Raw genomic sequence first — 15,089 nt, 5'->3', positions numbered from 1 at the left:
GATATATTTTTTCAATTAGTGTTTTTTATGGTAAGAAGTAGTATTTATTTACTGCTTCTTACCTAATTTAAAAAGGTTTCTCAGACTACAATAATGTTTTGCCAATTCAAAATAAAATATTTAAGTGTTTTTGTCTTTTTACTGGGACTATCATCTTGTAAACAGATGAAAACCGAAAACAAAGTTGCAAATCGCAAGATTAACTTTAGTAACGATTGGCAATTTGTTTTAACAGAAGATGACACCCTCTCGGAAAATATTGTATGGCGACACTTAAATGTGCCGCACGATTGGAGTATAGAGGGCGGTTTTAACAAAAATAATCCAGCCAATTTAGGCGGCGGATACTTACCAGGAGGTTTAGGTTGGTATAAAAAAACATTTCAAGTTAAAGACGCTTCAAAGGAAACCTTTATCCAGTTTGATGGCGTTTATATGAACAGCGATGTTTGGATAAATGGACATCATTTAGGGAGCCGACCTAATGGATATATTTCTTTTGAGTACGACCTAACACCATATTTAAAATATAATGGACAAGACAACGAATTGTTGGTGAAAGTCGATAATTCGCAACAACCCAATTCACGGTGGTATTCAGGTTCAGGAATATACCGGAATGTTTGGCTAAAAACAGTCAATAAACTTCATATTAGCCAATGGGGAACATTTATTACAACCCCAAAAGTATCTGATAAAAAAGCAACGGTATCAATCGATATCAATATAAATAATAATAACTCAGAAGCTAAGGAAGCTACGATAGTAACCACAATTTATAATCACGATACAGAACTTAATACAACAAGCTCAGCTCTATCAATCAATAAAAACGAAAACAAAACTATTCATCAAGAATTAGCAGTAGAAAATCCCGAATTATGGTCGATTAAAACACCTAACTTGTATACTGCAATTACTAAAATACTAGTCGATAAGAAAGTGGTCGATACTTACCAAACTTCTTTTGGAATTCGATATTTTAAATTCGATTTAAACAAAGGGTTCCTACTTAACGGTGAGCAAGTAAAAATAAAAGGCGTTTGTTTACATCACGATTTAGGGCCTTTAGGCGCAGCCGTAAATACACGAGCTTTAGAACGCCAATTACAAATCATGAAAGATATGGGTGTAAATGGTATTCGTACCGCACACAACCCGCCAACACCAGAGCTGTTAGACTTATGCGATAGTATGGGTTTCATTGTTATGGACGAATCTTTCGATATGTGGAACAACACCAAAACAGAGTTCGATTATGCCAACAATTGGGGTAAATGGCATAAAAAAGACCTTGAAGATTTTATAAAACGCGACCGAAACCACCCAAGTGTTTTTATTTGGAGTGTTGGTAATGAAATCCAGGAACAATGGAACGAACAAGGCGTTGAAACTGCAAAAGAGTTAAAAGCACTTGTTAGAAGTTTAGACACCACGCGCCCAATTACAGTGGCAATGAATCCGCCGGTAAATATGCCTAACACCGATGTTACAACGCAGTTCGATGCGTCTACCGTACATTTAAATCCCGTTGCAGCATCAGGAGAGTTAGATATAATAGGGTATAATTATGCACACCAAACATATCCATTTCATCAGCAAAACTTCCCCAATACACCTTTTATTGCAACTGAAACGACTTCAGGGTTGCAAACACGTGGTTATTACGATAAAATATCCGATACCTTAAAACGCTGGCCAGTACGTTGGGATATACCTTTCGACGGCGGAAATCTAGGAAATACCGTTTCAGCTTACGATCAAGTGAGTACACCTTGGGGCTCTACTCACGAAGAAACTTGGAAAATAATTAAAAAATATGATTTTCTATCAGGTATGTATATCTGGACAGGTTTCGATTATATAGGAGAACCAACACCATATGTTTGGCCGTCTCGAAGCTCTTATTTTGGAGTGGTCGATTTGGCTGGTTTTCCAAAAGATGTGTACTACATGTACCAAAGCGAGTGGACAGATAAGGATGTATTACATCTGTTTCCACATTGGAATTGGAGCGAAGGAGAAACTGTCGATGTTTGGGCGTATTACAACCATGCCGATGAGGTTGAATTATTTGTAAACGACCAATCGCAAGGCATACGGAAAAAAGAAGGCGACGATTTACATGTTATGTGGCGTATTCCGTTTGAAGCTGGAACACTAAAAGCTGTATCTAGAAAAGATGGTCATGTGGTTTTAGAAAAAGAAATTAAAACGGCAAGTGAACCATCAACACTTAAGTTAACAGCCGATAGGCAAACTCTTAATGCCAATGGAAACGACTTGTCGTTTGTAACAGTTGATGTGGTTGATGACAAAGGGACTATTGTACCAACAGCGCAAAATCAACTTCATTTTTCAGTTGAAGGCGAGGGCAAAATTGTAGGCGTAGCTAATGGCAATCCAACTAATCATGAGTCATTTAAAGGAGACACGCATAAAGCCTTAAACGGAAAGTGTCTAGTAATAGTCCAAGCAACAAATAACCAAGGGAATATAAAATTAACAGTAACATCCGAAGGGTTAAAGTCTCAAGAAATTTCAATAATAACAAAATAACATGAAATCTGTATTAATATTCATATCAACTTGTTTTTTATCACTAATGAGTTTTAGTCAAAACGAGCGACTTATTTCTGTAGATGTTAATCAACCATTGGGCGAGTTAAACACCATGTTTAAAGAGTGCATTGGTGCAGGTCGTGCCAACGAAGGTCTACGAGCCGATTGGCAACAACAACTTGCCATGGTAAAGCAAGATTGCGATTTTAAATACATACGCATGCATGGTTTGCTTACCGACGATATGGGGGTTTATAAAGAAGACGAAAATGGTAATCCGCAATACAATTATCAATATATCGATGTGTTGTACGATTATATATTAAGTATTGGTATGAAACCCTTTGTCGAACTTGGTTTTATGCCTAACTATTTGGCAAGCGACGATAAAACTATTTTTTGGTGGAAAGGTAATATAACACCTCCAAACGATTATGATAAATGGCAAGCACTTATCGAAAACTTAATAACACACTGGACAGAACGTTATGGCAGCGATGAAGTAAAAACATGGTATTTTGAAGTTTGGAACGAACCTAACCTAGATGGCTTTTGGTCAGGAACACAAAACGAATATTTTAAACTATACGACTATACAGCTAGAGCTGTAAAAAATGTGAATCCAGCGTATCGTATTGGTGGACCAGCAACAGCAGGTAATGGTTGGGTAAATGAAACCATAGAATTTACAGATAAAAACAATGTGCCAATCGATTATATATCGACACATTCCTACGGCGTAAAACATGGTTATTTAGATGAGTTAGGAACTTCAGGAACCATTTTAAATGAAGATCCATGGAGTGTAAGTGGCGAAGTAATTGATGTGCGAAAAAAAATGGATAGCCTTTCTAAACAACATTTAGAATTGCATTATACCGAGTGGAGTTCGTCTTATACACCAGCCGATCCTATTCACGATAGTTATCACCAAGCGGCTTATATTCTTCAAAAAATAAAACAAATAGGTCATGCGGCAAACTCGATGTCGTATTGGGTGTTTACCGATATTTTTGAAGAAGCTGGACCGAGATTTACACCATTTCACGGTGGGTTTGGTTTGTTAAATTATCAGGGCATTAAAAAACCAGCCTATTATGCGTACGAGTTTATGAATAAACTTGGAACCACCGAACTAAAAAATACCGATACACAATCGTGGGCAACCAAAACAGATAACAATGTTCAAATCCTGTTATGGGATTTTACCCATACACATCCTGGTGATAACGAGTTAAATCAAACCTACTACAAACAAGAATTACCTTCAAAATCAAAAGGAAATGTGCAAGTAAACATTTCTAATCTTTCAAAAGGCACTTATATTTTAGAGTTGTATAAAGTAGGCTATAAACATAACGATGCCTATACGGCTTACCTTAATATGGGAAGCCCAAATCAATTAACACGAGCGCAAGTAAAAGCACTTAAAGAAATAAGCTCAGGAAAACCAGTGTTAACCGAAACTATAAAGGTTAAAAACACAGCATTCGAAAAAAGTATTCCTGTTAACGAAAACGATGTGGTGCTATTAAAACTAATTAAACAATAAGTAAAATGAATATCCTTCTATTTCATAAAAAAAGGCTAACCTTAAGTTTTTGGTTGATTCTTTCTGTATTTGTGGTAAACGCACAAAAACAATACAATCAAGATTTAGTTGAATCTGGTGAATTTATAAATCCTATTTTTTCAGGAGATTATCCAGATCCAAGTATTTTGGTAGATGGCGACGATTTTTACATGGTACATTCGTCGTTCGATTATTATCCAGGGTTAACCATTTGGCATTCTAAAGATTTGATAAATTGGAATCCTATTGCAAACCCCTTAACAAAAAATGTAGGCTCGGTATGGGCACCAGATTTAGTAAAATATGACGATAAATTCTACATTTATCTTCCTGTAAATAGCACTAATTATGTCATTGTTGCAGATGATATTTCTGGACCGTGGAGCGATCCAATCGACTTAAAAATAGGGCGTATAGATCCAGGGCATGTTGCCGATGATGATGGTAATCGCTATTTATACTTTAACGATGGTGGCTATGTGCCTTTATCGAAAGACGGCTTATCTGTTATTGGTGATTTTAAACCTTCGTATGACGGTTGGGAAATTCCTAGGGACTGGACCATTGAATGTTTTTGCCTTGAAGGTCCTAAGTTTTTTAAACGCGGCGACTATTATTATATAACGGTTGCTGAAGGTGGTACAGCTGGACCAGCAACGGGACATATGGTTATATCAGCGCGATCTAAATCACCACTTGGCCCTTGGGAAAATTCACCATATAACCCGATTATTAGAGCCGAAAGTCAACAAGATAAATGGTGGTCGGTTGGTCATGCTACAATTATCGAGGCTAAACCTAACGATTGGTGGATGGTGTTTCATGGGTATGAAAAGGATCACTATAACATGGGAAGACAAACCTTGTTAGCACCTGTTGAATGGACCGATGATGGCTGGTTTAAACTACCAAATGATTTCGATTTAGAAAAGCCTTTAAACAAACCTAACTTACCTGAGTTTAAATCAGATTATAGACTTAGTGATAATTTTGAGGGCAATTCTTTACATCCAAAATGGAAATTCTTTAAAAATTATGATGCCAATAGATTTCAAGTAAAAAATAATAGTTTAACTATTAAAGCAAAAGGTAACTCAATACCAGAAAGTTCTCCCCTGCTTATTATTCCTGCACATCATTCATATTCAGCTCAAGTAGAGATAGAATTAAAGGACGGTGCTGTAGGCGGTTTGGTTATGTTTTATAACGAAAAAGGATCCTCAGGGGTTTTAGCCGACAAAAATAACATCATAGCTAACTTAAGAGGCTGGCAATTTGTAACCGAAAAAAATGTAATTAATCGCCGAGTTTTTCTAAAAATTGAAAACAATAATCATATCGTCGATATGTATTATAGTTTAGATGGTAAAACATGGCAGAAAATTGAAAGTTCTTTAGAGGTTTCTGGTTATCACCATAACGTATTAAGCGGTTTTTTAAGCTTGCGAATTGGCTTGGTTGCCATAGGTGAAGGCGAGGTGACTTTTAAGAATTTTAAATACAAAGCAATTAAAAAATAACAGGAATAATTTAATATAAACCACTAAACAATGACACAACGTTTTCTCTTAGTTTTATTACTAACCGTAGCTTTCTTTTCATGTGAAAAAGAAACCAAAACGCCAACACAATACGTGTTACAATCGCCGGAAAAGGCAAATACAATAACATTTACTTTAGATAATGGAATGCCAACTTATATGGTTAACCATGGTGATAAAGAAGTGCTAACACCTTCGAAATTGGGTTTTGTCTTTAAAAACAACGATTCATTAGCTAGCAATTTAGAAGTTGTGAATACTAAAGAAATGGCTTTCGATGAAACTTGGGAACAAGTATGGGGCGAAAAACATAATATTCGCAACAATTACAACGGACTTTTAGTCGAGTTACAAGAAAAAACAAATGCTAAACGCAAATTAAACATCGAGTTCCGTGCGTTCGACGATGGTGTGGCTTTTCGTTACATATTTCCAAAGCAAAATGTTCAGGATAGTATTTTCATCATGAACGAGCTTACCGAATTTAATTTAAAAGACGATGGCGATTCTTGGTGGATTCCTGCATACAAAACCAATCGTTACGAGCATTTGTTTACACAAACAAAAGTAAGCCAAATCGATTCTGTTCACACACCATATACTATTAAAAGTAATGGTGGATTATATTTAAGCTTACACGAAGCCGATTTAAAAAATTATGCAAGCTACACAGTTGCTAAAAAACAAGGTACACATTTAGATTTAGATCTTATGCCATGGAGCGATGGCGTAAAAGTACGTACTACCGATTCGTTTCAAACACCATGGCGTACACTTCAAATTGCCGAAAAACCTGGCGATTTAATTGATTCATATTTAGTGTTGAATTTAAATGAACCAAACAAATTAGACGATTTAAGTTACATCGAAACGTATAAATACACAGGCATTTGGTGGGGTATGCATATTAGTAAATATACCTTTTACGAAGGACCAAAACATGGCGCTAGTACCGAAAACTCTTTAGAATATATTGATCAAACCAAAAAACTAGGCGTACATCATATGTTAATTGAAGGCTGGAACAAAGGTTGGACACCAACTTGGTACGAAAACAAAATGCATGAATTTAGTTTTACGCAACCAACAGACGATTTTGATTACAATAAAGTAGTCGATTATGCCAATAAAAACGATGTGAAAATTATAGGATACCACGAAACGGGCTCAAATATCATCAATTACAAAAAGCAAATCGATGCTGGTATGCAATTGTATAAAGACTTAGGTATTCACGATGTGAAAATTGGTCAAGTAGGCGATATGCTTAACATGAAAGAGTGGCATGGTAGCCAATTTGGAGTAGAATATTATCGTTGGGTGTTAGAAAAAGCAGCACAATATCAATTGACTGTTAATTTCCATGAGCCTATTAAAGATACAGGCGAGCGTCGTACCTATCCAAATATGATGGCACGCGAAGGTGCACGTGGACAAGAATATAATGCATGGAGCGAAGGTAATCCGCCAAGTCATACAGCTCTTTTACCATTTACAAGATTACTTTCTGGACCAATGGATTTCACACCAGGTGTAATCGATATAATGCAAGAATCTGGCTTTAATGGACGTCGTGTGCATACCACAGCAGCCAAACAATTAGCATTGTATGTGGTGTTTTATTCGCCTATACAAATGTTAGCCGATTTACCAGAAAATTATATTGGTAAGCCAGAATTTCAATTTTTAGCCGATGTGCCAACCGATTGGGAAGATACTAAAGTGATTAATGCCGAAATAGGCGAATATATAACCACAGTTCGTAAAGATATTAATAGCAACGATTGGTACTTAGGAAGTATAACTAATGAAGAAGCAAGAGATTTTGAAATCGATTTATCTTTCTTAGATGAAGGTACTTACGAAGCACAAATTTATGCTGATGCCGAAGGCACCGATATCGATAACAATCCAGCAAAAGTAACTATTTCTAAACAAGAAGTAACAGCAAACGATAAATTGCCATTACACTTAGGTGCTGGTGGCGGAGCAGCTGTACGATTTAAAAAACTATAAATGTTGAAACCTCTTTTTTTCTACATATGTGTTTTAGGTGTTGTATCTCAACTTATCGGGCAAAAGCAATATGACTATCCGTTTCAAAATCCAAGTTTAGATGTTGAAAAACGTATAGACAACCTATTGTCTTTAATGACACTCGATGAGAAAATAAATGCTTTAAGTACCAATCCATCGGTGCCTAGATTAGGAATTGTAGGAACATCGCATGTAGAAGGACTTCATGGTCTTGCTTTAGGAGGACCAGCAGATTGGGGAGGAAAAGATAAAGAACCTTTACCTACAACTACGTTTCCTCAAGCTTATGGACTAGGGGAAACGTGGGATGTAGATTTACTAAAAAGAGTAGCCAATGCCGAAGGTTACGAAACGCGCTATGCTTGGCAAAAATACAAACGAGGCGGTTTGGTGGTTCGTGCGCCTAATGCCGATTTGGCAAGAGACCCGCGTTGGGGACGCACCGAGGAAAGTTTTGGTGAAGACCCTTTTTTAACAGGGCAATTAACGGTTGCTTTTGTTAAAGGATTGCAAGGCGAAAATCCTAAATACTGGCAAACGGCCTCATTAATGAAACATTTTTTGGCCAATAGTAATGAAGATGGGCGTACCTATACATCATCAGATTTTAGTGAACGATTATGGCGTGAGTATTATGCGGTACCATTTAAAATGGGCATAGTGGAAGGTGGTTCACGTGCGTATATGGCTGCATATAATAAAGTAAATGGTGTGCCTGCCATGGTGCATCCTATGCTTAAAAACATTACCCAAAACGAGTGGGGACAAAATGGTATTATTTGTACCGATGGCGGGGCGTTTAAGCTATTGCTTTCCGATCATAAGTATTACCCTAATAAATATTTAGGTGCAGCAGCTACGATAAAAGCAGGTATTAATCAGTTTTTAGATGAATATGTCGAAGCTGTTTATGGTGCCATATCAAACAGATATTTAACCGAAGCCGATATCGATAAAGAGTTACGAGGTAATTATCGTGTGATGATTAAATTGGGACTTTTAGATAACTCCGAAGCCAATCCGTATTCAAAAATAGGTATTAACAGCCATGAAAATCCTTGGGACTCAAAAACGCATAAAGATTTAGCTTTAGAAGCTACCGAAAAATCAATTGTACTTCTAAAAAACGACACCAAATTATTACCACTTCAAAAAAATAAAATAAAACGCATTGCTGTTATTGGCGAGCGGGCTAATCAGGTGCTTTTAGATTGGTATAGTGGTACGCCACCTTATACAGTAACACCATTGCAAGGTATAAAGGAAAAGGTTAATGAAACGACCGAAGTGCTTTACGCAAAAAATAATGCTGATGGCAAAGCTGTAACTATCGCAAAACAAGCCGATGTTGTTATTGTTGTTGTTGGAAATCATCCGACTTGCGATGCTGGTTGGGCCGATTGTCCTGTGCCAAGTCACGGTAAAGAGTCGGTCGATAGGCAATCGTTAGAATTGGAAGAAGAAGACCTTGTAAAAGTCGTGCACCAGGCTAACCCAAATACCGTTGTGGTTTTGGCGAGTAGTTTTCCGTATACAATAAACTGGACTCAAGGGCATGTGCCTTCTATTGTACATATGACTCAGAACAGTCAAGAGATGGGATATGCCTTAGCTAATGTATTGTTCGGTGAGTATAACCCTGCGGGACGTTTAACACAAACGTGGGTGAAATCGATTACCGATTTACCTCCTTTAATGGATTACGATATCACAAACAATCGAACGTATATGTATTTTAAAGGCGAACCCTTATATGCTTTTGGTTACGGATTAAGCTACACAACGTTCGAGTATTCAACTGTCGAAACAAATAAAACAGTTCTTAAAAAGAACGATACTTTAGAGGTGCAAGTTACAATTAAAAACAAAGGTGATTATGATGGCGATGAGGTTGTACAGTTGTATGTGTCATATCCAAATTCTAAAGTCACTCGTCCACAAAAAGCTTTAAAAGCATTTAAAAGAGTTCATCTTACAAAAGGTGAATCAAAAACTGTTGTGCTTCAGCTAAGAGCGAAAGACTTGGAATATTGGAATAAAAATAAACAACAATTTGTTTTAGAATCTGGGGAAATAGAGCTTCAAATAGGTTCGGCATCAAATAAAATAAAACTCAAAAAAACAATTAATATCAATAACTAAACACTATAAAATCTGTTATGAAAAGAAATATAATTTACTCAGCATTACTTTTTAGTGTGTTCTTAACATTTTCCTGCAAGGAAAGTTCCAAACAAGAACCAACTAATGTCTTGAATAACACACAAGAAGAGACCTATAAAGGTCAACCAATAACCAGTGATTTTGATGCTAAAATAGATAGTTTAATTTCCCAAATGACTGTTGAAGAAAAAATAGGTATGCTACATGGTAATAGTATGTTTGCAACTAAGGCCATCGAGCGATTAGGTATTCCTGAGCTAACAATGGCCGATGGCCCGTTAGGTGTTCGTGAAGAAATATCTCGTGATAATTGGGCGCCAGCAGGTTGGGATAACGATTTTGCAACTTATTATCCAGCTGGTGGAGGTGTTGCCGCTACATGGAGTCCAGAACTGTCTTATGAGTTTGGTTATAGTGTAGGAGAAGAAGCTATTGCTAGAGATAAAGACGTATTGCTATCACCTGCAATTAATATTATTAGAACACCTTTAGGAGGAAGAACGTACGAGTATTTTACCGAAGATCCTTTTTTAAATAAAAAGCTAACAGTACCGTTTATTGTGGGACTTCAGGAAAACGATGTGGCCGCTTGTGTGAAACATTATGCGGCTAATAACCAGGAAACTAATCGCGATTTTGTCGATGTTCAAATAGACGAACGTACACTTCGCGAAATTTACTTGCCTGCTTTTAAAGCTGCTGTAAAAGAAGCACAAGCATATAGTTTTATGGGAGCGTATAATAAATTTCGTGGCGATTATTTATGCGAAAACGATTATATGCTAAATAAAGTCCTTCGTGAAGAATGGGGCTTTAAAGGTATTGTTATTTCAGATTGGGCTGCTGTTCATAATACCAAAAAAGCATTAGAAAATGGAACCGATTTAGAAATGGGAACACCAAAACCATTTAACGAGTTTTATTTTGCCGACCCCTTAATAAAAGCTGTAAAGGAAGGCACTGTTGCAGAAACAGAAGTCGATAAATCTGTAAGAAGAATTTTAAGATTGATGTATACCTTAAAAAGTATTGACGATAAAGGTCGTGCTAAAGGAAGTATAGATACCGAAGCACATTTTAAAGACGCCTACAATATTGCTGCAGAAAGTATTGTCTTATTAAAAAATGAGAATAACGCATTACCATTACAACTAAATGGCGTGAAGAGCATAGCAGTTATAGGAAATAATGCTACAAAAAAGAATGCTTTAGGTGGTTTTGGCGCTGGTGTTAAAACAAAACGCGAAGTAACACCATTGGAAGGCTTAAAAAATAGATTGCCAGAAAGCATCCAAATAAATTATGCAGAAGGCTATCAAGAACGTTATGCAAAAAATGAGAAAGCCAAATTAGGCGATATTACCTTAAATGGTCCAGTAACTATTAATGAATTAAATCCAGATTTAGTTGAAGAAGCTGTAAATGCTGCTAAAAATTCTGATGTGGCAGTCATTTTTGCAGGGTCTAATAGAGACTATGAAACCGAGGCTTCCGACCGTGCAAGTTTAGCCTTGCCTTTTGGGCAAGAAAAACTTATTGAGAAAGTACTTGAGGTTAACCCAAATACTATAGTGGTATTCATTGCTGGAGCACCGTTTGATATTAAAGCTACAACAGACAAAGCGAAAGCCGTAGTTTGGTCATGGTTTAATGGCTCAGAAGGCGGTAATGCATTAGCCGATGTTTTATTAGGTAACGTAAATCCGTCTGGTAAACTGCCATGGACTATGCCTGTCGATTTATCAGACTCACCAGCTCACGCTACAAATAGTTTCCCAGGGGATGACGTAGTGAAGTACGAAGAAGGCATTTTAGTAGGTTACCGTTGGTTCGATACAAAAAATATAGAACCATTATATCCTTTTGGTTATGGATTGTCTTACACCAATTTTAATATATCACAACTTAAAACTAACAAATCATCTTATACAGAACAGGAAGTTATAACAGTAGAGGTTTCTGTGGAAAACATAGGTGAATTGGATGGAAAAGAAGTTATACAAGTTTATGTGTCTAAACCAGAATCAAAAGTAGAAAGAGCAATTCATGAACTTAAAGGGTTTGCCAAAGTAACTGTAGCTTCTGGAGATAAAACAACGGCGACTGTTCAAATCCCAGTTGAGGAATTAGCATTTTACAATGTAGACACAGCCTCTTGGGAGGTAGAAAAAGGAAATTACGTTATTAAAGTAGGTAATTCCTCAAGAAATTTAGTTGATGAAACAACAATAACTATTCAATAATAAAACAAAGATAACAATGAAAGCAATGAAACACATTCTTAAAATCACGGTTGTATTAGCCATTTTGGTTGGTTTTTCAGCCTGCAATGACGATGATGATGGATATGCAGATAGTCATATTTCAGTAGGATTAAACGAACTTAATTACACCTCTAATGGTGGTGAAAGAAGTTTTAATGTCAATGCTTCTCATAGTATAAGCTGGGGCGTTAGTACCGAGGCAGATTGGTTAACTATTTCGGAAACTTCTGGTGTTGGTAATGGAGAAATTACTGTAACTGCAGAATCTAATAGTTCAGATCAAGAAAGAAACACAACCGTTAAGGTGTTTACTTATGAAACATCATTCGATATCCAAGTAACACAAGAAGCTTCAATATCAAACATTACACCAGATCCTAGTGAAATGAGTGACCTAACAGCAGTACAACTTACATCAGAAATGGGTGTAGGGTGGAATGTAGGAAATTCACTTGATGCTGTTGGAGGTGAAACTGCATGGGGAAATCCTGCCATTAATCAACAATTAATAGATGCCGTAAAAGCTGCTGGTTTTAACACCGTTAGAATACCTATTGCTTGGAGTAACTATATTCAAGAAGGCGATGATAATTATGCCATAAGCGAAGCTGGTTTTACGCGTGTAGAAGAAGTTGTTAATTACGTATTAGATAACGACATGTTTGCTGTTATTAATATCCATTGGGATGGCGGTTGGATGCAACCAACCTATAACGACCAAGCGTATGTTAATGATAGATTGGATAAAATGTGGAAGCAAATAGCAATCTATTTTAGAGATTACGATTACCATTTAATATTTGCAGGAACAAATGAAGTAATGGTTGAAGGTGATTATGGTACACCAACAGAAGAGTATTACACCGTTCAAAACAGCTTTAACCAAACGTTTATTAATACTGTAAGAGCAACAGGAGGAAGAAATGCCTATCGTTTTTTAACAGTGCAAGGCTTTAACACAAACATAGATCATACTGTTAATTTTGCCGAAATTCCAGAAGATACAGCAGAAAACCGTATGCTTATGGAAGTACATTATTACGATCCATTCGATTATACCTTAAATGTTGATAATGATGATACTTGGCAATGGGGTGAAATTGCTACCAACCCAGACGCAACAGCAGGTTGGGGTGACGAAGACTGGTTAGAAACTAAATTTCAAAGTATGTATGATAATTTCGTAGCAGAAGGTATTGGGGTTATTTTAGGTGAATATGGTGCAAGTTATAGAGGAGAGGTTGATGGAGCCGAAACATACCGCGCATATTATTACGAAAAAACAACACAGTCTGCTTTAGAGCATGGTATGGTTCCCGTAATTTGGGATAATGGCTATCCAGACAATCATCAAATGGGACTTTTTAACAGAAATGATGGTGCTGAATATTTCCCAGATATAATAGACGCTATAACAAATAATTAAAAACTACTGAAAGAGGATTTAAGTGAAGTTTAAATCAATATTATATACATTACTACTTTCTGCTTTTTTTTACAATTGTAAAGAAGAGAGACAGTCGCAAAACGAGGGAGGAACACCTCGTTTTGTGGCCCATTGGGATTCCTTAGCGGCATATAACGAAGCGCCAAAATGGTTTAAAGAAGGTAAGTTTGGTATTTATGCCCATTGGGGTGTATTATCAGTGCCAGCCTATGCTAACGATTGGTACCCTAGAAATATGCATATAGAAGGTACAAATGAAAACAAACATCAAGTTAAAACCTATGGAGACTTCTCTAAATTTGGCTATCATGATTTTGTGCCTATGTTTAATGCTAAAAAATTTAATCCCGAAGCTTGGGCAGATTTATTTAAAAAATCTGGTGCTAAGTTTGCAGGCATTGTGGCCGAACATCATGACGGTTGGTCTAATTGGGATAGTGATATTAATCCTTGGAATGCTATGGATAAAGGTCCCAAAAGAGATATTGTAGGTGAGTTAGGAAAAGCCATTCATAAAAACAATATGAAGTTTGTAACGTCTTTTCATAAAGCTAGAAACTTGCAAATTTTTCAAAATGACTCTACAAAATGGTTAGATGATACGTCTTATTTTCCATATAATCCCAAAATGCCAACATCATCAGAAGATTCATTGTTAAGAATTATGTATGGAAATATTCCTAAAGAGCAATTTTATAAAAATTGGTTAGGCGAATTAAAAGAAGTTATCAATAAATATCATCCAGATCTTATTTATTTTGATAGTAAATTAGATAAGATTCCTAATCAATACAAGTGTGAGTTTGCCGCGTATTATATAAATGAATCTTTAGCAAGAGGACAAGAAGTAGTTATTACACATAAAGAAGGCGAGTTGCCTAAAACTGTTAGCTTAGAGGACTTTGAAAAAGGTCGCGCCAATAAAATTAAAGACGAATATTGGCTAACCGACGAGACGGTAACAAAAGGCAGTTGGAGTTACGTTGAAAACTTAACCTATAAAACAGCTAACGATATTATTGATGTTCTAGTTGATATTGTAAGTAAAAATGGTGCCTTGATGCTAAATGTGTCTCCCATGGCAAACGGAACAATTCCTCAAGAGCAACAAGATATTTTGCTAGAAGTTGGGGAGTGGTTAAATACAAATGGTGAAGCTATTTATGCCTCACACCCATGGCAAGTGTTTGGCGAAGGGCCAACAAAACAAGAAAAATCAGGCATGTTTTTAGATTGGCTTACGTATACATCAGGCGATGTGCGTTACACACAAAAGGATGGTGTGATTTACGCTATTGTTATGGGAGTTCCAGAGCAAGACAATATAATTTTGTCGGCTTTTTCTAAAGAAAATTTAAAAGAAAGTATTGCTTCAATTGCTATATTGGGTACAAATGAAAACATTGAGTTTTCATTAAAAGAAGATGGTTTGCATCTTAAAACACCAACCCAAAAAGTAGACGATAAAGCCTTTGTATATAAAATAGAACTTCAAAAATAAT

Annotated in this window: 8 protein-coding genes; all 8 read left to right on the top strand. The window is 36.4% G+C overall.

What is annotated here, in order from left to right; genetic code table 11:
• Positions 1-165: 165 nt before the first annotated feature.
• Genes galB through R3L15_RS10515 form a run of 8 tightly spaced genes read left to right on the top strand, consistent with a single transcriptional unit; the run spans position 166 to position 15,088 of the window.
• On the top strand, positions 166-2,559 hold the full coding sequence (galB, locus tag R3L15_RS10550; protein WP_338731597.1) for a beta-galactosidase GalB: 2,394 nt from the start codon (positions 166-168) through the stop codon (positions 2,557-2,559).
• A gap of 46 nt (positions 2,560-2,605) precedes the next feature.
• Positions 2,606-4,114, top strand: coding sequence for a GH39 family glycosyl hydrolase (locus tag R3L15_RS10545; RefSeq protein WP_338731596.1), 1,509 nt, complete (start codon positions 2,606-2,608; stop codon positions 4,112-4,114).
• A gap of 5 nt (positions 4,115-4,119) precedes the next feature.
• The gene (locus tag R3L15_RS10540) at positions 4,120-5,655 is read left to right on the top strand and encodes a family 43 glycosylhydrolase (RefSeq protein WP_338731595.1); all 1,536 of its coding nucleotides are present in this window, start codon (positions 4,120-4,122) and stop codon (positions 5,653-5,655) included.
• Between the two features lie 30 nt (positions 5,656-5,685).
• A complete protein-coding gene (locus tag R3L15_RS10535; RefSeq protein ID WP_338731594.1) occupies positions 5,686-7,692 on the top strand; it encodes a glycoside hydrolase family 97 protein in 2,007 nt (668 codons plus the stop codon).
• A complete protein-coding gene (locus R3L15_RS10530) occupies positions 7,693-9,855 on the top strand; it encodes a glycoside hydrolase family 3 C-terminal domain-containing protein (RefSeq protein WP_338731593.1) in 2,163 nt (720 codons plus the stop codon).
• Positions 9,856-9,872: 17 nt separating this feature from the next.
• The gene (locus tag R3L15_RS10525; protein ID WP_338731592.1) at positions 9,873-12,119 is read left to right on the top strand and encodes a glycoside hydrolase family 3 C-terminal domain-containing protein; all 2,247 of its coding nucleotides are present in this window, start codon (positions 9,873-9,875) and stop codon (positions 12,117-12,119) included.
• A gap of 16 nt (positions 12,120-12,135) precedes the next feature.
• The gene (locus R3L15_RS10520; RefSeq protein ID WP_338731591.1) at positions 12,136-13,566 is read left to right on the top strand and encodes a cellulase family glycosylhydrolase; all 1,431 of its coding nucleotides are present in this window, start codon (positions 12,136-12,138) and stop codon (positions 13,564-13,566) included.
• A gap of 22 nt (positions 13,567-13,588) precedes the next feature.
• Complete coding sequence (locus R3L15_RS10515) at positions 13,589-15,088, top strand: alpha-L-fucosidase (protein ID WP_338731589.1); 1,500 nt, start codon at positions 13,589-13,591, stop codon at positions 15,086-15,088.
• Position 15,089: the final 1 nt, after the last annotated feature.

Origin of the sequence: Mangrovimonas cancribranchiae, assembly GCF_037126245.1 — a bacterium.
In the GTDB taxonomy this organism is placed as follows: Bacteria; Bacteroidota; Bacteroidia; order Flavobacteriales; family Flavobacteriaceae; genus Mangrovimonas; species Mangrovimonas cancribranchiae.
The sequence above is the reverse complement of the archived record's forward strand: the minus strand, read 5'-3'. Positions and strand labels throughout refer to the sequence as shown.

Excerpts from the sequence above, each read along its gene's own strand:
- galB (WP_338731597.1), top strand. The coding sequence starts at position 166 with ATGAAAACCGAAAACAAAGTTGCAAATCGCAAGATTAACTTTAGTAAC.
- R3L15_RS10545 (WP_338731596.1), top strand. The coding sequence starts at position 2,606 with ATGAGTTTTAGTCAAAACGAGCGACTTATTTCTGTAGATGTTAATCAA.
- R3L15_RS10540 (WP_338731595.1), top strand. The coding sequence starts at position 4,120 with ATGAATATCCTTCTATTTCATAAAAAAAGGCTAACCTTAAGTTTTTGG.
- R3L15_RS10535 (WP_338731594.1), top strand. The coding sequence starts at position 5,686 with ATGACACAACGTTTTCTCTTAGTTTTATTACTAACCGTAGCTTTCTTT.
- R3L15_RS10530 (WP_338731593.1), top strand. The coding sequence starts at position 7,693 with ATGTTGAAACCTCTTTTTTTCTACATATGTGTTTTAGGTGTTGTATCT.
- R3L15_RS10525 (WP_338731592.1), top strand. The coding sequence starts at position 9,873 with ATGAAAAGAAATATAATTTACTCAGCATTACTTTTTAGTGTGTTCTTA.
- R3L15_RS10520 (WP_338731591.1), top strand. The coding sequence starts at position 12,136 with ATGAAAGCAATGAAACACATTCTTAAAATCACGGTTGTATTAGCCATT.